At 70.0% G+C, this 20,126-nt stretch carries 15 protein-coding genes and 2 pseudogenes; 16 read left to right on the top strand and 1 reads right to left on the bottom strand.

Features of this window, described 5'->3' with window-relative positions; translation table 11 throughout:
* Positions 1–49: 49 nt before the first annotated feature.
* The 3 genes and pseudogenes from PGN14_RS16610 (at position 50) to rarD (ending at position 4,767) form a co-directional block, all read left to right on the top strand.
* A pseudogene (locus tag PGN14_RS16610) lies at positions 50–1,632 on the top strand (alpha-glucosidase family protein).
* 2 nt (positions 1,633–1,634) lie between these two features.
* Entirely contained in the window at positions 1,635–3,704 is a 2,070-nt protein-coding gene (locus tag PGN14_RS16605; protein ID WP_335300695.1) for a glycoside hydrolase family 97 protein, read from the top strand.
* A gap of 172 nt (positions 3,705–3,876) precedes the next feature.
* Positions 3,877–4,767 carry an EamA family transporter RarD gene (rarD, locus tag PGN14_RS16600; protein WP_335300694.1) on the top strand — a complete coding sequence of 297 codons (891 nt, stop codon included), beginning with the start codon at positions 3,877–3,879 and terminating at the stop codon, positions 4,765–4,767.
* Between the two features lie 45 nt (positions 4,768–4,812).
* On the opposite strand, the gene PGN14_RS16595 is transcribed toward rarD, so the two are convergent.
* On the bottom strand, positions 4,813–5,199 hold the full coding sequence (locus PGN14_RS16595; protein ID WP_335300693.1) for a hypothetical protein: 387 nt from the start codon (positions 5,197–5,199) through the stop codon (positions 4,813–4,815).
* A 133-nt stretch (positions 5,200–5,332) separates the two neighbouring features.
* Here PGN14_RS16595 and PGN14_RS16590 point away from each other — a divergent pair, with 133 nt between their 5' ends.
* From PGN14_RS16590 to murC, 13 genes and pseudogenes are all read left to right on the top strand, one after another.
* Complete coding sequence (locus PGN14_RS16590) at positions 5,333–6,313, top strand: cysteine synthase A (RefSeq protein WP_335300692.1); 981 nt, start codon at positions 5,333–5,335, stop codon at positions 6,311–6,313.
* Positions 6,314–6,366: 53 nt separating this feature from the next.
* Positions 6,367–6,672 carry a hypothetical protein gene (locus PGN14_RS16585; protein WP_335300691.1) on the top strand — a complete coding sequence of 102 codons (306 nt, stop codon included), beginning with the start codon at positions 6,367–6,369 and terminating at the stop codon, positions 6,670–6,672.
* 459 nt (positions 6,673–7,131) lie between these two features.
* Positions 7,132–7,632: a division/cell wall cluster transcriptional repressor MraZ gene (locus PGN14_RS16580; protein WP_335300690.1), complete on the top strand. Its 501-nt coding sequence runs from the start codon at positions 7,132–7,134 to the stop codon at positions 7,630–7,632.
* Complete coding sequence (gene rsmH, locus PGN14_RS16575) at positions 7,629–8,582, top strand: 16S rRNA (cytosine(1402)-N(4))-methyltransferase RsmH (RefSeq protein WP_335300689.1); 954 nt, start codon at positions 7,629–7,631, stop codon at positions 8,580–8,582. The genes PGN14_RS16580 and rsmH overlap by 4 nt, the downstream gene beginning before the upstream one ends.
* Before the next feature lie 2 nt (positions 8,583–8,584).
* Positions 8,585–9,220, top strand: a complete 636-nt coding sequence (locus PGN14_RS16570; RefSeq protein WP_335300688.1) for a hypothetical protein — start codon at positions 8,585–8,587, stop codon at positions 9,218–9,220.
* Positions 9,217–10,932, top strand: coding sequence for a peptidoglycan D,D-transpeptidase FtsI family protein (locus tag PGN14_RS16565; protein WP_335300687.1), 1,716 nt, complete (start codon positions 9,217–9,219; stop codon positions 10,930–10,932). Before PGN14_RS16570 ends, PGN14_RS16565 begins: the two co-directional genes overlap by 4 nt.
* Positions 10,933–10,939: 7 nt before the next feature.
* Complete coding sequence (locus PGN14_RS16560; protein ID WP_335300686.1) at positions 10,940–12,355, top strand: UDP-N-acetylmuramoyl-L-alanyl-D-glutamate--2,6-diaminopimelate ligase; 1,416 nt, start codon at positions 10,940–10,942, stop codon at positions 12,353–12,355.
* Between the two features lie 151 nt (positions 12,356–12,506).
* A pseudogene (locus PGN14_RS16555) lies at positions 12,507–13,878 on the top strand (UDP-N-acetylmuramoyl-tripeptide--D-alanyl-D-alanine ligase).
* Positions 13,879–14,949, top strand: a complete 1,071-nt coding sequence (mraY, locus tag PGN14_RS16550; RefSeq protein WP_335300685.1) for a phospho-N-acetylmuramoyl-pentapeptide-transferase — start codon at positions 13,879–13,881, stop codon at positions 14,947–14,949.
* Positions 14,946–16,340, top strand: coding sequence for a UDP-N-acetylmuramoyl-L-alanine--D-glutamate ligase (murD, locus tag PGN14_RS16545; protein WP_335300684.1), 1,395 nt, complete (start codon positions 14,946–14,948; stop codon positions 16,338–16,340). Before mraY ends, murD begins: the two co-directional genes overlap by 4 nt.
* Positions 16,337–17,557, top strand: a complete 1,221-nt coding sequence (locus tag PGN14_RS16540; RefSeq protein WP_335300683.1) for an FtsW/RodA/SpoVE family cell cycle protein — start codon at positions 16,337–16,339, stop codon at positions 17,555–17,557. The genes murD and PGN14_RS16540 overlap by 4 nt, the downstream gene beginning before the upstream one ends.
* Positions 17,554–18,699 (top strand): undecaprenyldiphospho-muramoylpentapeptide beta-N-acetylglucosaminyltransferase, encoded by a 1,146-nt coding sequence (gene murG, locus PGN14_RS16535; RefSeq protein WP_335300682.1) that lies wholly within the window; start codon positions 17,554–17,556, stop codon positions 18,697–18,699. Before PGN14_RS16540 ends, murG begins: the two co-directional genes overlap by 4 nt.
* A complete protein-coding gene (gene murC / locus PGN14_RS16530; protein ID WP_335300681.1) occupies positions 18,696–20,099 on the top strand; it encodes a UDP-N-acetylmuramate--L-alanine ligase in 1,404 nt (467 codons plus the stop codon). Before murG ends, murC begins: the two co-directional genes overlap by 4 nt.
* Positions 20,100–20,126 lie beyond the last annotated feature (27 nt).

Below are 20,126 nucleotides of genomic sequence, written 5' to 3'. Positions count from 1 at the left end.
CAGCGGGAGGTGGGGACGATACGGTGAACGAATAGCGGGAGGATGAGTGATGGGGCAGCCGTGGTGGCGGGGGCGACGGTCTATCAGATCTATCCGCGCAGCTTCGCCGATTCGAACCGCGACGGCATCGGCGATCTGGCGGGGATCACCGCGCGGCTGGACCATGTCGCGCGGCTGGGTGCGGACGCGATCTGGATCTCGCCCTTCTACACCTCGCCGATGGCCGACTTCGGCTATGACGTCGCCGATTACCGCGACATCGACCCGATCTTCGGCACGCTGGCCGATTTCGACGCGCTGGTGGCGCGCGCGCATGCGCTGGGGCTGAAGGTGATCGTCGACCAGGTGTGGTCGCATACCTCCGACCGGCACGACTGGTTCGTGCAGAGCCGCGCCGACAGGACGGGCGAGCGCGCCGACTGGTACGTCTGGCGCGATGCGAAGCCGGACGGGACGCCGCCCAACAACTGGCAGTCGGTGTTCGGCGGCGCGGCGTGGACGTGGGACGCGCGGCGTGGGCAATATTATCTCCACACCTTCCTGAAAGAGCAGCCGCAGCTCAACGTGCGCCACCCGGCGGTGCAGGAGGCGCTGCTGGCGGTGGGGCGGTTCTGGCTCGACCGCGGGGTCGACGGCTTCCGGCTGGATGCGATCAACCATGCGATGGGGGATGCGGCGCTGCGCGACAATCCGCCCGCGCCCGCGGGCGACCGCGTGCGGACGCGCTCATATGATTTCCAGCAGCAGCTCCACAGCCTGAACCAGCCCGAGATGCTGCCGTTCGTGGAGCGTATCCGCGCGCTGACCGACGACTATGACGCGCGCTTCACCGTGGCGGAGATCGGCGGCGGCGACAGCGACGGCGTGCGCAAGGACTATACCGCGCCGGGGCGGCTCGACACCGCTTATGGCTTCGACTTCCTCTATGCCGATGCGCTGACGCCGGAACTGGTGCGCACCGCGCTGTCGCGCTGGCCGGGTGCGGCGGGGGAGGGGTGGCCGAGCTGGGCGTTCGAGAACCATGACGCGCCGCGTGCGGTGTCGCGCTGGGCGGCGGCGGAGCATCGCGACGCCTTCGCGCGCGCCAAGATGGTGCTGCTGGCGGGGCTGCGCGGCAACATCTTCCTCTATCAGGGCGAGGAACTGGGGCTGACGCAGGTCGCGGTGCCGTTCGAGAAGTTGCAGGACCCGGAGGCGATCGCCAACTGGCCGCTGACGCTGGGGCGCGACGGGGTGCGCACGCCGATGCCGTGGACCGCGGAGGCGCCGGGGCACGGCTTCACCGATGGTCCGGACACATGGCTGCCGTTCGGCGCGGATCATGCCGCGATGGCGGTCGCGGTGCAGGAGGGCGACCCCGCCTCGCTGCTGCACTGGACGCGGCGCGTGCTGGCGCTGCGGCGCGCGCAGCCGGCGCTGCGGGTGGGCACGATGCGCTTCGTGGCGGCGCCCGCGGGGGTGATCGCGTTCGAGCGCGTCCACGAGGGCGAGCGGCTGCTGGTCGCGGTCAACCTGACCGCTGCGCCGGTGGCATGGGTGCGCCCCGCGGGGCTGGTGCCGCTGCTGGAGCACGACATGCAGGACGACGGCTTCGGCGCCTATGGCGCGCTGATCGCGCGAGGGGGAGAGTGACGATGAAGACGCTGCTGACCGCACTGGCCGCCGCCACCGCGCTCCTTTCTCCCGCCGTCATTCCCGCGGCGCAGGCGCAGGTCGCCGTCCTCACGACGATCGCGCGCGGCACCTCGCCCGACGGATCGATCGTCGTCACGGTGGCGCTGGACCGCGACGGGCGCGCGACCTACGCCGTCGCGCGCCGCGGCACGCCGGTGATCGCCCCCAGCGCGCTCGGTTTCCAGTTCACCGACGCGCCGAAGATCGAGCGCGACCTGATGCTGGCGGGCACCTCCACCGGCGCGAGCGACAGCACATGGACGCAGCCGTTCGGCGAATGGGCCACGATCCGCGACCACCACAACGAGCTGGTCGTGCGGCTGAAGGAGAAGAAGGCGCCGGGGCGCGAGATGGTCGTCACCTTCCGCCTCTTCGACGATGGCGTCGGGTTCCGCTATTCCTTCCCCGACCAGCCGAACCTGCACCACGCCAATATCGCGGAGGAGCTGACGCAGTTTGCGCTGGCGGAGGACGGCACCGCCTGGTGGAAGCCGGCATATGAGGCGAACCGCGAGGAATATCTCTACAGCCGTACCCCCATCAGCGCGGTCGGCACCGCGCAGACCGTCTTCACCGCGAAACTGGCGAGCGGCACGCATGTCTCGATCCACGAGGCGGCGCTGGTCGATTTCTCGGCGATGAACCTGGCGCAGGTGGCGGGCACGACGACGCTGAAGGCGGTGCTGACGCCCGGCGCCGGCGCGCCCAAGGTGTCGCGCGACGCGCCGTTCGCGACGCCGTGGCGGACGATCGCGATCGCCGACGATGCCGCCGGTCTGTACATGAACCACAACATTCTGAACCTGAACGAGCCCAACAAGCTGGGCGACGTATCCTGGCTGAAGCCGGGCAAGTTCGTCGGTGTGTGGTGGAACATGATCAAGGGCGAGTGGAGCTGGGCGACCGGCGCGAAGCACGGCGCCACCACCGCCAACGTCAAGCGCTATATCGACTTCGCCGCCGCCAATCGCATCCCCGGGGTGCTGGTGGAGGGGTGGAACGTCGGCTGGGACGGCGACTGGATGGGCGACGGCACCGCGATGCAGTTCGACCGGCCCACGCCCGACTTCGATGCCGCGGCGCTGGCGCGCTACGCGAAGGCGAAGCGCGTGTATCTGATCGGGCATAACGAGACGGGCGGGTCGGTCAGCCATTACGATGCGCAGCTCGACCGCGCGTTCGCCTATGCGCGCGACCACGGCATTCCGGCGATCAAGACCGGCTATGTCGCCGATGCGGGACAGATCGAGCGCGTCGATGCCGACGGCACGAAGCGGCGCGAGTGGCACGAGGGCCAGTGGATGGTGAACCATTATGCGCGCGTGGTGGAGACCGCGGCGAAGTATCGGATCGGCATCGACAGCCATGAGCCGGTCAAGGACACGGGGCTGCGCCGCACCTTCCCCAACTGGCTGAGCCGCGAGGGCGGCCGCGGCATGGAATATAACAGCTGGGCGGGGAAGAACCCGCCCGAGCACGAAGCCAATATGTTCTTCACGCAATGGCTGGGCGGGCCGATGGACTTCACGCCGGGCGTGCTGAGCCTGACCGGGGAGGGCGGCAGCGCGATCCTGTCGACCGAGGCGAAGCAACTGGCACTGTATGTCGTGATCTATTCGCCGGTGCAGATGGCCGCCGACACGCCGGAGAATTACGCGAAGCATAGGGCGGCGTTCAAGTTCATCCGCGACGTGCCGGTCGACTGGGCCGACACGCGCGTGCTGAACGGCGCGGTGGGGGATTATGTGACGGTCGCACGCAAGGATCGCGCCTCGAACGACTGGTATCTGGGCAGCATCACCGACGAGACGGCCCGCACGCTGACGGTGCCGCTGGACTTCCTCGACGCCGGCAAGACGTACATCGCGCAGGTCTATCGCGACGGCGATGGCGCGGATTATCGCACCGAACAGCGCCACGCGATCGCGATCGAGGAACGCCGCGTGCGTCGGGGGGACACGCTGACGCTGGCGCTCGCGCCGGGTGGTGGGCAGGCGATCCGCTTCGTCGCACCGGGCGGGAGGAAGTAGGGGGCGCCGATCCACCCGGCCTCTACCGTCGCCCTCACCCTTCCCACCCGGCTGCGCCGGGCAGGCCTCTTCCCTCTCCCAATAGGAGAGGGAGGGAGGCGCGAAGCGCCGGAAGGGTGAGGGTGAGCCACCAGCCTTGCACCGCGCCCCTCGACCGGCCAACGCATCCGGCATGACCACCGACGCGCACACCCGCAACGGCCTGATCCTCGGCATCGGCGCCTATACCATCTGGGGATTGCTGCCGCTGTACCTGCGCCTCCTGCACGGCGTGCCGGCGTTGCAGGTGCTGGCGCATCGCGTCGTCTGGTCGGTGCTGCTGCTGGCGGCGATCGTCGTCGCGGTGCGGCGCGTCGGCGCGATCCGGGTGGCGGCGCGGGGACGGACGCTGGCGCTGCTGACGGCATCGGCGACGCTGATCGCGGTCAACTGGCTGGTGTATATCTGGTCGGTGCAGAACGGGCATGTGCTGGAGGCGAGCCTGGGCTATTTCATCAACCCGCTGGTCAATGTCGCGCTGGGGATGATCGTGCTGGGCGAGCGGATCACCCGGCTTCAGGGGATCGCGGTCGCGATCGCCGCCGCGGGGGTCGTGGCTTTGGGGGCGGACGGGCTGGTGTCCGGCGGCGGGGCGGCGTGGATCCCGCTGACGCTGGCGTTCAGCTTCGGCGTCTATGGCCTGATCCGCAAGGTGGCCGCGATCGATGCGCTGGGCGGGTTGACGGTGGAGACCGCGCTGCTGCTGGTGCCCGCGACGATGCTGATCCTGACCGCGCAGGCGGACGGCAGCGGGGCGTTCGGGCAGGATCGCGGGGTGGACGTGCTGCTGGTGATGGCCGGTGCGATCACCGCCGCGCCGCTGCTGATGTTCGCCGCGGCGGCGCGGCGGCTGCGCTATGCCACGCTGGGGCTGCTGCAATATATCGCCCCGACGCTGCAGTTCCTGGAGGCGGTGCTGATCTTCCGCGAGCCGCTGCGCCCGGTCCATCTGGTGACCTTCGCGCTGATCTGGACCGGGTGCACGGTCTATGCGCTGGGCGCGCGGCGGAGGATGGCGGGATAGAAGAAGCCCCTCCCCTTCAGGGGAGGGGCTTGGAAACGTCGACGATTACGAGTGGCAGGACACCGCGGCCTTGCCCGGACGGGTCACCATCACTTCGCTGGTCGAGCCGGTCATCGACCAGCCGCCCTCGGCGATCAGCGGCTTGCCCGCCTCCGGACCCTTCAGCGTGGTGGCGGCGCCGTCCTTCTCGGTGCGGACCACGGCCTGCTTGTCGCCCTGGAAGAAGGTGACGTACACGAGGCTGCCGTCCTTGCAGCGCATCGTCTTGTCCGCCTTGATCGCGGGCGGCAGCTCGACCGGCGCGGCGTTCGCCAGCTGCGAGGCCATCGGATCGGGGTTGGTATCGATCACCTGCGGCTTGTCCGGCTGCGAATTGCATGCTGCGACAGCGAGCAGAGAGGCGGCGAGGGGGAGGATTGCGAGGTTCTTCATGGCGTCCACCGCTTCGCGTATGCGGAAAAATCCGTCAAGCCCGTCGGCGCGGGAAAGCGGTGGCAAGTGGGGCAAGGTGCGGTGAAAGCAATGCTCCCTTGCCGCGGGCCATGCCGCTGCGCATCTAGGCGCGATGCATACCACCCCCGATACGCTTGCCCTGATCGGCAATACCCCGCTCGTCCGGCTGAAGGGGCCGAGCGAGGCGACCGGCTGCGACATCTTCGGCAAGTGCGAGTTCGCCAACCCTGGCGCTAGCGTAAAGGATCGCGCCGCACTGTTCATCGTCGAGGATGCCGAGGAGAAGGGGCTGCTGGCGCCCGGCGGCACGATCGTCGAGGGGACGGCGGGCAACACCGGGATCGGGCTGGCGCTGGTCGCCAACGCCAAGGGCTACCGCACGATCATCGTGATGCCCGACACCCAGTCCAAGGAGAAGATGGACACGCTGCGCGCGCTGGGCGCGGAGCTGGTGACGGTGCCGGCGGCGCCCTATTCCTCGCCGTGCCATTTCGTCCACACCTCGCGCCGGATCGCGGAGGAGACGCCGGGGGCGATCTGGGCCAACCAGTTCGACAATATCGCCAACCGCCGCGCGCATGTGGTCACCACCGCGGAGGAGATCTGGGCGCAGATGGAGGGGCGCGTCGACGGCTTCACCTGCGCGGTCGGCACCGGGGGGACATTCGCGGGCGTCGGGCTGGGGCTGAAGGCGAAGGACGAGAATGTCTGCATCGCGCTCAGCGACCCGCATGGCGCGGCGCTGTATGCCTATTATGCGCATGGCGAGCTGAAGTCGGAAGGGTCGTCGGTCGCGGAGGGGATCGGACAGGGGCGGATCACCGCCAATCTGGAGGGCGCACCGGTCGACACGCAGTTCCGCATCCCCGATCAGGAGGGGCTCGACTGGATCGACCGGCTGCTGGTCGAGGAGGGGCTGTGCCTGGGGCTGTCGTCGGGCATCAACGTCGCGGGCGCGGTGCGGCTGGCGCGGCACCTGGGGCCGGGCAAGCGCATCGCGACGATCCTGTGCGACACCGGCTTCCGCTATCTGTCGACGCTCTACGATCCCGCCTGGCTGGCGGCGAAAGGGCTGGTCCGACCGGCGCGTTGAGGCGCAATCGACACGATCGCGGCGATCGGATAGGATCGCACGACGAGATGAAGGTGCCACGACACGACAAGGCGGCGGGCGAACGCGCCCATGCCGAGCAGATGCGCCAGCGCGTTCGCGTCGGCATGAGCGGGCTGGCCGCGGTCGTGCTGCTGATCGGGCTGGCGAGCGCGATCTTCTCCACCGTCAACCGCGAGGCGCCGGTCAAGGGCGCGGGCAACGTCGCCGCGATCGGCAATCTCGCCGCCCCCGGCGCGGCGCCGACGCCGACGCCCAGCAACGAGCCGCTGGCCGAACTGGGCGTGACCCCCGCGGCCGCCAACACCCCGGCGGCGGGGGCGACGCCGGCGGCGAAGTGAGGGCGGTGTTGCTTCCGTCACCCCGGGCTTGAACCCGGGGTCTATCCAGCCGCGAACACGGCGGCTTCAGCTTTTGCGGAACCCTGGATGCCGGATCAAGTCGGGCATGACAGGGCGGCGTGGGGCGGGCGTTCGGGGAAATCCGGGGACGATCGGGAAAATGCCGGATTTCGCCGCCCGCGAGCGTCGATTCGCGGGCCGGCGCGGCGCTTTTCGCGCCCGTGCGGAGCGCCCGCCGCCCTCGTAGAACCGCCAAGAAGCGCAATTTTGAGGACAATCCCCGACTGTCCCCGAAAATCCCTTCTCATCCCCAATTAACCCTGATACATCCTGCTCAACGACATTGGGGGCAGGACCAACGTTGTTTGCCGACATGCGAACGACGGCGACCGGGCGAAGGCCGGGCGCCGAACGGATGGTCTTGTGCCCTGCCTGCGACAGTGGGCGTGCGAGGTGGGCGTGGCGGACAGGGTGGACTATCAGGGAAAGGGGCTTGGTCTTGTCGACGACAAGGGCCGCGTCGCGATTCCCAACACCCTTCGCGCTTCCCTCGCGAAGAACGCGCCGCGCGACGACGGCAAGGATGGCGGCACCGTCATCATCGCGCCGCATCCCAAGCACCGCTGCCTGATCGCCTACGATCCCGGCTTCGTGCCGCACTGGAAGGCGAAGCTGGAGGCGATGAACGCCGCCAACACCGCCGCGGGCGCCGCGCACGACTATAATATCCTCGACCGCGCGGGCGGGGCGGAGCCGCTGCCGTTCGACGGGTCGGGCCGGTTCATCATGCCGACGTTCGAGCGCCGCTATGCCAAGATCGGCGGCGCGGCGGTGTTCCTGGGCTCGTTCGACTGGATCACGATCTGGTCGCCGGCGATCCTGCTGGAGACGCCCGACATCGATCCGTTCCTGAAGGAATATGTCGAGTTCGCGTGCGAGGACAAGGGGATAGCCCTATGACCTCGATCGTGAACGATGCTCCGCACATCCCGGTCCTGCTGACCGAGGTCGTCGACGCGCTCGCCCCGGCCCCCGGCGAGCGGCATGTCGATGCGACGCTGGGCGCGGCGGGCTATACGCGCGCGCTGCTGGCATCGGGCGCGCGGGTGATCGCGTTCGATCGCGATCCCGACGCGATTGGCGCCGCGCGCGCGCTGGACGCGGCGGAGGAGCGGCTGACGCTGGTGCCCGCGACCTTCGGCTCGATGGCGGAGGAACTGGCGGCGCTGGACGCGGTGCCGGTCGATGGCGTGACGATGGACATCGGCGTGTCGTCGATGCAGCTCGACCAGGCGGCGCGCGGCTTCTCGTTCCAGGCGGACGGGCCGCTCGACATGCGGATGAGCCAGGACGGGCCGTCCGCCGCCGACTTCCTGAACGAGGCGGACGAGGAGGCGATCGCCGACGTCCTCTATCGTTACGGCGACGAGCCCAAGTCGCGCCGCGTGGCGCGCGCGGTGGTGGCGGCGCGCCCGCTGACCACGACGGCGCAATTCGCAAACGTGGTGCGCAAGGCGCTGGGGCATCGCCCGCACGAGAAGAAGGATCCCGCGACGCGCGCGTTCCAGGCGGTGCGCATCCACGTCAACGGCGAGCTGGACGAGCTGGAGCGCGGGCTGGCGGCGGCGGAGCGCGTGCTGAAGCCGGGCGGGCGGCTGGCGGTGGTGACGTTCCATTCGCTGGAGGATCGCATCGTCAAGCGGTTCCTGCGCGACCGTTCGGGCGCGGCACCGGCGGGATCGCGGCATTTGCCCGCGGCCGCGGCACCCACGCGCGCGCCGACGTTCGAGATCACCTCGCGCGGGATCCGCGCGGGCGAGGCGGAGCTGGCGGCGAACCCGCGCGCGCGCTCCGCGACACTTCGTACCGCGCGGCGGACGGCGGCGGCACCCTGGTATCTGGAGGCGTAACGATGGCGGCGATGTATCGGATGAAGGGACTGGGCTGGCTGGCCAGCTGTGCCCTGGTGGCGATCGGTTTCTACCTCGTCTCGTCGCAGGTCGCGGCGGAGCGCAAGCGGCTGGACCAGGTCGATCGCGACATCGTGCGCGCGCAGCGCGACATCCGCGCGCTGGAGACCGAGTTCGACGTCCGCGCCAATCTGGCGCAGCTGGAGCGGTGGAACGGCGATACGCTGGCGCTGAGCGTGCCGACCGCGGGGCAGTTCGTGTCGAACGAGGCGACGCTCGCCGCGCTGTCGCCGCGCCAGATCGGTCCGGCCGCCGCCGGGACCGCTGCGGTGCAGACCGCGCAGCTGATCGTTCCCGCGCACAACCCCGCCGCCGCGCCGATCGCCCCCGCCGCCGCTGCTTCCGTCGCCGCGCCGGTCGCGGTCGCCGCCGTCTCCACCCCGGGCATGGTCAAGGTCGCTGCCGCCAAGCCTGCCGCGGCCGTCCCCGTTCGCCTGACCCCGGCGGTGGCGACCGCCGCCGCCCCTCAGCCGCGCGCGATCAAGGCCGTGGCGATGCTCGACAAGTCGCTGCTGAGCGATTCGACGATCGGTGACCTGCTGAGCGGCGCCCGCCAGGAACGGAACCGCCTGCGGTGACGACGCTCGTCGCCCGACCCTTGCGCACCACCCGCACGGGTGAGCAGCGCCAGCAGGTGCTGGCGACGCAGCACCTGCGGCTGATGGTCGTGATGCTGCTGTTCACCGCCGGGGTGGGCGTGGTGCAGCTGCGGCTGGCGCAGCTGGGCATCACCGAGGGCGACGATCGCGGCGGCCAGACCGCGATGACCGCGCCGCGCGGCGACATCGTCGATCGCAACGGATCGCCACTGGCGCGCACGATCGACGCCTGGACGATCGGCGTCCATCCCAAGAAGCTGATCGGCGATCCCGGCGAGATCGCGCAGAAGCTGGCCGACCTGATGCCCGACAAGGGCGATCAGGCGTGGTTCTATGCGCAGATCACCAAGCCCGTCAGCTTCACCTATCTCAACCGCCGCGCGTCCCCCGCGCTGGTCGAGGCGGTCAATGCGATCGGCGAGCCGGGCATCGTGTTCGAGCGCGAGACGCAGCGGCTGTATCCGCAATCGACGATGGCCGCGCATGTGCTGGGCTTCATCAGCGGCAATCACGGCATGAGCGGGATCGAGCGTGCGCTGGACGACCGGCTGTCGCGGGCCGCGACGACCGGGCAGCCGGTCGCGCTGTCGATCGATTCGCGCGTGCAGGCGGCGATGGAGAGCGAGCTGGGTCGCGCGATGACGACCTTCTCCGCGCGCGGCGGCGGCGGCATCGTGCTGGACGTCCACACCGGCGAGGTGCTCGCGATGGTGTCGCTGCCGACGTTCAACCCCAATCGCGTCGGCATGGCGGGCAGCGAGCAGCTGCGCAACATCACGACGCAGAGCGTGTTCGAGCTGGGATCGACGTTCAAGCCGATCACGATGGCGGCGGCGATCGACAATAACGTGGTCACCTCGATGGAGCGGCGCTTCGACGCGACGCATCCGTTGCAGGTCGGGCGCTTCACGATCCATGACGAGCGCGGCGATCCCAAGCGCTGGCTGAACATGGCGGAGACGCTGATCTATTCCTCCAACGTCGCGACCGCGCGCGTCGCCGACGAGGTCGGGCCGCAGCGGATGCAGGCGATGTTCCGCAAGCTGGGGTTCGACACCCGCCCCGACATCGAACTGCGCGAGAAGGGGCGCCCGCTGTGGCCGACCTATTGGGCGCGCACCACGACGATGACCACCGCCTACGGCCATGGCATCGCGGTGACGCCGCTGCATCTGGCCAACGCCTATGCCGCGCTGGTCAACGGCGGCACCTGGCGCCCTGCCACGCTGCTGAAGGTGCAGCCGGGACATGCGGCGGCGGGGCGGCGCGTCATCAGCGAGGCGACCAGCGCGCGGATGCGCCAGATGCTGCGGCTGATCGTGCTGCGCGGCACCGGGCGCAAGGGCGATGCGCCGGGTTATCGCGTCGGCGGCAAGACCGGCACCGCGGAAGCCGCGGTGGCGGGCGGGTACGACCGGTCGCGCAACGTCGCGACGTTCGCGGCGGCTTTCCCGATGGACGCGCCGCGCTATGTCGTACTGGCCATGCTCGACTCGCCGCTCGGCACGAAGGAAACCTATGGGTGGAAGACCGCCGCCTGGAACGCCGCGCCCGTCGTCGGGCGGACGATCGCGCGGGTCGGTGCCACGCTGGGGGTGATGCCCGACGACAACCGCGACATCGACGTGTCCGACATCGTCCCGACGCTGTGGGACGACCCCGACCGCGCGCCCAAGAGCGGCGGGCAGTGACGGCGGCATGAGGCTGGAGCAGCTCTTTCCCGGGGGTGGCGATGCCGCGGTGACCGGCTTCGCGATCGACCATCGCAAGGTGGCGCCGGGCACGATCTTCGGCGCGTTCGAGGGCGCGCGGGTGAACGGCGAGGATTTCATCCCGGCCGCGATCGAGGCGGGCGCGGTGGCGATCGTGGCGCGGCCCGAGGCGCGGGTCGAAGGCGCGGTGCATATCGCCGACCACAATCCGCGCGAATGCCTGGCGCGGCTGGCGGCGCGCTATTTCGCGCCGTTCCCGCCGGTGGCGGTGGCGGTGACGGGGACCAACGGCAAGACCTCCACGGTCGAGATGACGCGCCAGCTGTGGCGGATGGCGGGGCATCACGCCGCCTCGATCGGGACGCTGGGCGTGACGACCGCGGACGAGCGGGTGACGACCGGGCTGACTACGCCGGACGTGGTGACGTTCCTGTCCAACGTCGCCGGGCTGGCGCGCGAGGGCGTGACGCATCTGGCGTTCGAGGCGTCGAGCCATGGATTGAGCCAGTTCCGGACCGAGGGGCTGGCGGTGCGCGCGGCGGCGTTCACCAACCTGAGCCGCGATCACCTCGACTATCATGGCGACATGGCCGCCTATTTCACCGCCAAGCTGCGACTGTTCGCGCAGGTGCTGGACGCCGACGGCGTCGCGGTGGTGTGGCGCGACGATCCGCAGTCGGAGCGCGTGATCGACCTGGCGCGCGAGCGCGGCAACCGCATCGTCAGCGTGGGCGAGCATGGCGACGACCTGCGGCTGGTCGCGCGCGATCCGACGCTGCTGGGGCAGGGGCTGACGATCCGCGCAGGCGGCGAGGACCATCGCGTCACGCTGCCGTTGATCGGTGCCTATCAGGCGGCGAACGCGCTGGTCGCCGCCGGGCTGGTGATCGCGACCGGGGGCGAGGTGGCGGCGACGATCGCCGGGCTGGCGCGGTTGCAGCCGGTGCGCGGGCGGCTGGAGCGGGCCGCGATCGCGGCGTCGGGCGCGCCGGTCTATGTCGATTATGCGCATACGCCCGATGCGCTGGAGGCGGCGTGCGCGGCGCTGCGCCCGCATGTGGAGGGCAGGCTGATCCTCGTCTTCGGCGCGGGCGGCGACCGCGATACCGGCAAGCGCGCGCCGATGGGGCAGGCCGCGGCGGCGTTTGCCGACATGGTGATCGTGACCGACGACAATCCCCGCTCCGAGGATCCGGCGGCGATCCGGCGCGACGTGCTGGAGGGCGCACCCGAGGCGCGCGAGATCGGCGACCGGCGCGCGGCGATCGCGGCGGCGGTGGCGGAAGCGCGCAGCGGCGACATCGTGCTGATCGCGGGCAAGGGGCATGAGCAGGGGCAGATCGTGGGCGACCTGGTGCTGCCGTTCGACGACGTGACCGTGGCGCGTGAGGTGGCGGCGTGATGGCGCGGTCGGCGATCCTCCCCGGCACGGGGAGGGGGACCATGCCGCAGGCATGGTGGAGGGGGTACGCCACGAGCGCGTCGCCCGTGGAAGCCCCCCTCCACCACGCGCTGCGCGCGCGGTCCCCCTCCCCGCGAGCGGGGAGGAGCCTGTGAGCCTGTGGACCGCCGCCGAGATCGCGGGCCGCGACCGGCGGCGTCGCGTCGGCCGACTTCGTCGTCGATGGCGTCGCGTTCGATTCGCGCGAGGTCGGCGGCGGGGACCTGTTCGTCGCGCTGACCGGCGAAAGCACCGACGGGCATCGCTTCCTCGACCAGGCGTTCGCGCAAGGCGCGGCGGGGGCGATCGTGTCGCAGGAGGTCGCGCACCCGGGCGTGCGGGTCGACGACACCTTCAAGGCGCTGGAGGATCTCGCCCGTGCGGCGCGCGCGCGGGTTGCGGGGAAGGTGATCGGGGTCACCGGATCGGTCGGCAAGACCTCGACCAAGGAGGCGCTGTACGCCGCGCTCAACCGCTCGCCCGCGGTGCGCGCGCATCGTTCGGTCAAGAGCTACAACAACCATACCGGCGTGCCGCTGAGCCTCGCGCGGATGCCCGCCAGTACCGATGTCGCGGTGCTGGAGATGGGGATGAACCATCCCGGCGAGCTGGCGCACCTGACCACTTTGGTGCGCCCGCATGTCGCGATCGTGACCGCGATCGCGCCCGCGCATACCGAATTCTTCCCCGACGAAAGCGCGATCGCGGACGCCAAGGGCGAGATCTTCCGCGGGCTGGAGCCGGGCGGGACCGCGATCGTGCCCTATGACAGCCCGCATCGCGACCGGTTGATCGCGGCGGCGCAGCCCTATGCCGCGAAGATCGTGACCTTCGGCCTCGACAAGGGTGCCGACGTCCATGCGATCGAGCAGGCGCGCGCGCCCTCGGGCGGCACCTTCGTCACCGCCCGGCTGGGCGAGCGCGAATTGAGCATGACGGTGGCGCTGCCCGGCGCGCATTGGGTGTCGAACGCGCTGGCGGTGCTGGCGGCGGTGCAGGCGGTCGACGGCGATCTGGCGCTGGCGGGGCTGGCGCTGGCGGAACTGGGCGGGTTGCCGGGGCGCGGCGCGCGGGTGACGATCGATGTCGAGAGCGGCAGCGCGACCGTGATCGACGAAAGCTACAACGCCAATCCCGCGTCGATGCGCGCGACGCTGGCGGTGCTGGGGCAGGCGCCCGGCCGCCATGTCGCGGTACTGGGCGAGATGCGCGAGCTGGGCGAGCGATCGGCGGGCTATCACGCGGGACTCGCGGACCCGATCGCGGCGGCGCGCGTCGAAACGGCCGTCCTCGTCGGTGAAGCGATGGCGCCGCTGGCGCGGGCGCTTGAGGGGCGCGTCGATTTCGTCCATGTGCCCGACGCCGCGCAGGCGCTGGATCGGGCACGCGGCCTGATCCGCCCGGGTGACGTGGTTCTCGTAAAGGGATCGAACGGGGTGGGGCTGGCGCGGCTGGTGGCCGGCCTCTCTGGCGGGATGAGCTGAGTGTTATTCTGGATCGCCGAACAGCTGGGGTTTCCCGGCGCGCTGAACCTGATCCGCTACCTGTCGTTCCGCGCCGGGGCGTCGGTGGCGACCGCGCTGTTCATCGGCCTGATCATCGGGCCGAAGTTCATCGGCTGGCTGCGCGTGCGGCAGGGCAAGGGGCAGCCGATCCGCGCCGACGGGCCGCAGACGCACCTGGCCAAGCGCGGCACGCCGACGATGGGCGGGTTGATGATCCTGACGTCGCTGACGTGCTCGATCCTGATCTGGATGGACCTGCGCAACCCGTTCGTCTGGGCGTGCCTGTTCGTCACGCTCGGCTTCGGCGCGATCGGGTTCCTCGACGATTACGACAAAGTGAGGAAGGCGAGCACCGCGGGCGTCTCGGGCCGGGTGCGGCTGCTGCTGGAATTCGCGATCGCGGCGGTGGCGGCGTGGATCATCATGCAGGAGAACGGCACCGCGCTTTATCTGCCGTTCACCAACCGCTATTTCATCGATCTCAGCTACGCCTATCCGCTGTTCGCGGCGTTCACGATCGTGGCGTTCGGCAATGCGGTGAACCTGACCGACGGGCTGGACGGGCTGGCGACGATGCCGGTCATCATCGCCTCGGTCGCGTTCATGATCATCGTCTATCTGGCGGGCAACGTGAAGTTCGCCGACTACCTGGGCATCCCGCATGTCGCGCGGGCGGGCGATCTGGCGATCTTCTGCGGGGCGGTGATCGGCGCGGGACTGGCGTTCCTGTGGTATAATGCGCCCCCGGCGGCGGTGTTCATGGGGGATACCGGATCGCTGGCGCTGGGCGGCGCGCTGGGGACGATCGCGGTGGTCGCGCATCACGAGATCGTGCTGGGGATCATCGGCGGGCTGTTCGTGGTCGAGGCGCTGTCGGTCATCATCCAGGTGTTCTGGTACAAGCGCACCGGCAAGCGCATCTTCCGCATGGCGCCGATCCATCACCATTTCGAGCAACTGGGGTGGAGCGAGCCGACGGTGGTGATCCGCTTCTGGATCATCGCGCTGGTGCTGGCGCTGGCCGGTCTTTCGACGTTGAAATTGCGGTGATCGTCGCGCGCGCCTGGGCGGGGAAGCGGTACGCGGTGCTGGGGCTGGCGCGTTCCGGCGCGGCGACGGTGCGTGCGTTGCTGGCCGCGGACGCGCGGGTGACGGCGTGGGATAGCGCTTCCGAGCGGCGCGACGCGCTTAAGCCCTCTCCCCAGCGGGGAGAGGGTTTGGGTGAGGGGTCGGAGCCTCGCAGAGAGGTTGCTCTCGATGAGATATCTTCCCCTCACCCAACCCTCTCCCCGGAGGGGAGAGGGCTAGAGGTTGTCGATCTGGAGTCGCTGGACCTCAGCCAGTTCGATGCGCTGGTCGTGTCGCCCGGCGTGCCGCTCAACCGGCATCCGTTGGCCGCGAAGGCGCGCGCGGCCGGCGTGCCGATCATCGGCGATATCGAACTGTTCGCGCAGGCGCGGGCCGGGTTGCCCGCGCATCGCGTCGTCGGCATCACCGGCACCAACGGCAAGTCGACCACCACCGCGCTGGTCCATCACATGCTGGAGACCGCCGGCATTCCGGCGCGGATGGGGGGCAATATCGGCCTTCCCATTCTGGCGCAGGAGCCGCTGCCGGAGGGCGGGGTCTATGTGCTGGAGCTGTCGAGCTATCAGATCGATCTGACGCAGTCGCTGGATTGCGAAGTGGCGGTGCTGCTGAACATCACGCCCGACCATCTCGACCGCTATGCGGGGTTCGAGGATTATGCCGCGTCCAAGGCGCGGCTGTTCGCGATGCAGTCGCCCGATCATTGCGCGATCCTTGGTATCGGCGACGCGCCCTCCGCGGCGATCGCGCGCGACTTGTCGCGCACGCGCGGCGCGACGGTGATCAAGATCGCACCGGGCGTGTGCATGGACCAGTCGCGCTGGCCGTCGCTGCAAGGGCCGCACAATGCGCAGAACGCGCTGGCGGCGATCAACGTGGCGGAGGCGCTGGGGCTGCCCGCCGACGCGATCGACCGCGCGCTGGAGACCTTCTCCGGCCTGCCGCACCGGATGGAGCGGGTGGCGACGCTGGGCGGGGTGGCGTGGATCGACGACAGCAAGGCGACCAATCCCGAAAGCGCCGCGCCCGCGCTCGCCGCCTTCCCGCGGATCCACTGGATCGTCGGCGGGCGTGCCAAGGGTGACGATCTCGACGCCTGCCTGCCGCATATCGGCAACGTGGTGCGCGCCTACACGATCGGCGAGGCGGGGCCGCGCTTCGCCGAGGTGCTGCGCGCGCATGTGCCCGTTGCGGAGGCCGAGACGCTGGAGCGCGCGGTGAAGATCGCGGGCCAGGAGGCCGGGAGGGGCGAGGTGGTGCTGCTGTCGCCCGCCGCTGCCTCGTTCGACCAGTTCCGCGATTACGAGCATCGGGGTGCCGCGTTCCGCGCGGCGGTGGAGGCGCTGGCATGACCGACACGCGCACGACACTCGACCGCGGGCGGCTGAAGGGCCGCGGCGGGCGTGGCGATCCGTCACCGCTGGGGACGTGGTTCTGGGATATCGACCGCGTGCTGCTGCTGCTGGCCTTGTTCCTGATTGCGATCGGGCTGCTGGCGGTGGCGGCAGGCTCGCCCGCGACGGCGGTGCGCTATTCAGGCGAGCATGTGAAATTCGCCCCGCTGCATTATTTCTGGCGCCAGACGATCTGGGTCGCGGTGTCGCTGCCGGTGCTGTTCGGCGTGTCGATGCTGCCGGTGACGCTGGCGCGGCGCATGTCGCTGATCGGCGCGGCGGTGTGCATCGCGCTGCTGATGGTGACGCCGTTCCTGGGCGTGGTGGTCAATGGCGCGCGACGCTGGGTGGGGTTCGGCTTCGCGCAGTTCCAGCCGTCGGAGTTCCTCAAGCCGTTCTTCGTCGTGACGGTCGCGTGGCTGCTGTCGTTCAAGACGCGCGACGAGTCGCTGCCGGTGACCGCGATCACCGCGGGGCTGACCGGATTGATCGCGGTGCTGCTGATGCTGCAACCCGATTTCGGGCAGACGGTGATCTTCTGCGTGATCTGGCTGGCGCTGGTGACGATCGCGGGGACGCCGACGCGGGTGATCCTGGGCTTCTTGGCGCTGGTGCCGGCGGGATTGGTGGCGGCCTATATCTTCTACAGCACCGCGCGCGAGCGGATCGACGCCTTCCTGTTCCCCGGTGTCGAGGGCGAGGGCGCGGCGGACCATTTCCAGACCGATGCCGCGCACCGCACGCTGACCGCGGGCGGGTGGTTCGGCACCGGGCCGGGCGCGGGGACGGTCAAGTTCGGGCTGCCCGAGGCGCATACCGACTATATCTTCTCCGTCATCGGGGAGGAATTCGGGCTGCTGGCGTGCATGGTGATCGGGTTCGTCTTTCTGGCGCTGGTGGTGCGCGTGTTCGTGAAGCTGCTGGACGAGCAGGATCCGTTCAAATTGCTCGCCGCCTCCGGCCTCGCGGTGCAGTTCGGCGCGCAGGCGCTGGTGTCGATGGCGGTCAACACCGGCCTCGCACCGTCGAAGGGGATGACGCTGCCGTTCATCAGCTATGGCGGGTCGTCGATGATCGCGCTGTCGATCGGGATGGGGCTTCTCCTTGCCTTTACCCGGCGCAACCCGTTCCTGTTGCGCAGCCCGTATCTCAGCCGCTGGAACAACGCCGAATGACACGAACGCGCCACTTCGTCCTGGCCGCCGGGGGGACCGGCGGGCACATGGTCCCCGCCGCCGCGCTGGCGGAGGAGCTGACGCGGCGCGGGCATCGCGTCGCGCTGGTCAGCGATGCGCGCGGGGTGCGCTTCCCCGGCCTGTTCGAGGGCGTGCAGACGCATGTCATCCCCGCCGGGCGGTTCGCGGGCGGGCCGGTCGGCTGGATCAAGGCGGCGCGGCTGATGATGCAGGGGCGCCAGATGGCGGCGGAACTGTATCGCACGTTCAAGCCCGCGGCGGTGATCGGCTTCGGCGGCTATCCGGCATACCCCGCGCTGTCGGCGGCGTTCGCGGCCGGCATCCGCACCGCGGTGCATGAGCAGAATGCGGTGCTGGGGCGCGTCAATCGCCTCGTCGCGCGCAAGGTGGATGCGATCGCCACCAGCTATGCCGCGACCGAGCGGCTGAACCCGCGCTACGAGAACAAGGTCCATCTGATCGGCAACCCGGTGCGCGACAGCGTGCTGGCGTTGCGCGCGAAGCCGTACCCGGCGCTGGAGGAGGACGGCATCTTCCGCGTGCTGGTCACTGGCGGCAGCCAGGGTGCCAGCGTGCTGAGCAAGGTGGTGCCCGAGGGGCTTGCGATGCTGCCGGTCGCGTTCCGACGCCGGTTGCAGGTGACGCATCAGGCGCGGATCGAGGATATCGATGCGGCGCGGGCGACCTATGCCAAGCTGGATATCGCCGCCGACCTCGCGACGTACCTGCCCGACCTGCCCGAGCAACTCGGCTGGGCGCATCTGGTGATCGCGCGCGCGGGCGCGTCGACGATCGCGGAACTGACCGCGGCGGGGCGGCCGGCGATCCTCGTCCCGCTGCCGGGCGCGACCGACGACCACCAGACTGCGAACGCGCGCGAGATCACCAAGGCGGGCGGCGCGCGGACCATTCCGCAGGGCGCCTTCACGCCGGGCGAGCTCGCCAAGCAGATGCAGAAGCTGGGGCTCGATCCCGAGGCGTTGCAGAATGCGGCGGGGCGCGCGCGGTCGTGCGGCGCGCCCAATGCGGCGAGCGATCTGGCCGATCTGGTCGAGAGCCTCGACGCGCCCAAGGCCGAGGTCCATGTTGGCGTCATCAAGCCGCGGGAGGCGTTTGCGTGAAGGGTGTGGCCACCGACATCGGGACGATCCATTTCGTCGGCATCGGCGGGATCGGCATGTCGGGCATCGCCGAGGTGATGCACAATCTGGGCTATAAGGTGCAGGGCAGCGACGTGGCCGAGGGCTATGTCGTCGAGGGGCTGCGCACGCGCGGCATCCCGGTGTCGATCGGGCATGACGCCGCCAATGTGCAGGGCGTGGCGGTGGTGGTCACCTCCACCGCGGTGAAGCGCGGCAACCCGGAGGTGGAGGAGGCGCTGCGTAACCGTGTGCCGGTGGTGCGGCGCGCGGAGATGCTGGCCGAACTGATGCGGCTGAAGTCCACCGTCGCGGTGGCGGGGACGCACGGCAAGACGACGACGACCTCGATGGTCGCCGCGCTGCTGGACGCGGGCGGGGTCGACCCGACCGTTATCAACGGCGGGATCATCAACAGCTATGGCTCCAACGCGCGGCTGGGCGCGTCCGACTGGATGGTGGTGGAGGCGGACGAGAGCGACGGCAGCTTCCTGCGGCTGGACGGCACGATCGCGGTCGTCACCAACATCGATCCCGAGCACCTCGATCACTATGGCAGCTTCGAGAAGGCGAAGGATGCCTATGTCGAGTTCGTCGAGAACGTGCCCTTCTATGGCGCGGCGCTGCTGTGCCTCGATCATCCCGAGGTGCAGGCGCTGATCCCGCGGGTGCGCGACCGGCGCATCGTGACCTATGGCTTCGCGGCGTCGGCGGACGTGCGCGGGGTGAACGTGACGCCCTATCCGGGGGGCAACCGGTTCGAGGCGCTGATCCGCGATCGTAACGGGTCGGTGCGCTCGATCGAGGGCGTCGACTTGCCGATGCCGGGGCGGCACAACGTGCAGAACGCGCTGGCGGCGATCGGCGTGGCGCTGGAGCTGGGGATCGACGATGCGACGATCCAGCGCGGGTTCGAGCGGTTCAGCGGCGTCAAGCGGCGTTTCACCAAGGTGGGCGAGGTGGCGGGAGCCACGATCATCGACGATTACGGGCATCACCCGGTCGAGATCCGCGCGGTGCTGGCGGCGGCGCGGGAGTCGGCGCAGGGGCGCGTGATCGCGGTGGTGCAGCCGCATCGCTATTCGCGGCTGGGCAATCTGATGGAGGACTTCCGCGGCGCGTTCAACGATGCCGACCTCGTCTATGTGACGCCAGTCTATGCCGCTGGCGAGACGCCGGTGCCGGGCGTGGATGCCGAGGCGCTGGTGGCGGGGCTGCGCGATCGTGGGCATCGCCAGGCCGAGGTGGTGTCGGACGCGGATGCGCTGGCCGACGCGCTGGCAGGCGAGGTGCGCGCCGGGGATCAGGTGATCTGTCTGGGAGCGGGCGATATCACGAAATGGGCCGCCGGGCTGGCCGCGGCGATCGAGGCGCGGCGGTGATGGGGCATTCTCATCTCCCCTCCCCTT

This window comes from Sphingomonas adhaesiva, from assembly GCF_036946305.1.
Taxonomy (GTDB): domain Bacteria; phylum Pseudomonadota; class Alphaproteobacteria; order Sphingomonadales; family Sphingomonadaceae; genus Sphingomonas; species Sphingomonas adhaesiva_B.
Note: the sequence above shows the minus strand (reverse complement) of the source record. Positions and strands in the feature narration are given on the sequence as shown.

Bases quoted from the DNA above. Each gene is read 5' to 3' on its own strand.
- murG (WP_335300682.1), top strand. From the start codon at position 17,554: ATGACACGAACGCGCCACTTCGTCCTGGCCGCCGGGGGGACCGGCGGG.
- PGN14_RS16570 (WP_335300688.1), top strand. From the start codon at position 8,585: ATGGCGGCGATGTATCGGATGAAGGGACTGGGCTGGCTGGCCAGCTGT.
- PGN14_RS16605 (WP_335300695.1), top strand. From the start codon at position 1,635: ATGAAGACGCTGCTGACCGCACTGGCCGCCGCCACCGCGCTCCTTTCT.
- rsmH (WP_335300689.1), top strand. From the start codon at position 7,629: ATGACCTCGATCGTGAACGATGCTCCGCACATCCCGGTCCTGCTGACC.
- PGN14_RS16595 (WP_335300693.1), bottom strand. From the start codon at position 5,199: ATGAAGAACCTCGCAATCCTCCCCCTCGCCGCCTCTCTGCTCGCTGTC.
- PGN14_RS16590 (WP_335300692.1), top strand. From the start codon at position 5,333: ATGCATACCACCCCCGATACGCTTGCCCTGATCGGCAATACCCCGCTC.
- PGN14_RS16560 (WP_335300686.1), top strand. From the start codon at position 10,940: ATGAGGCTGGAGCAGCTCTTTCCCGGGGGTGGCGATGCCGCGGTGACC.
- rarD (WP_335300694.1), top strand. From the start codon at position 3,877: ATGACCACCGACGCGCACACCCGCAACGGCCTGATCCTCGGCATCGGC.
- PGN14_RS16540 (WP_335300683.1), top strand. From the start codon at position 16,337: ATGACCGACACGCGCACGACACTCGACCGCGGGCGGCTGAAGGGCCGC.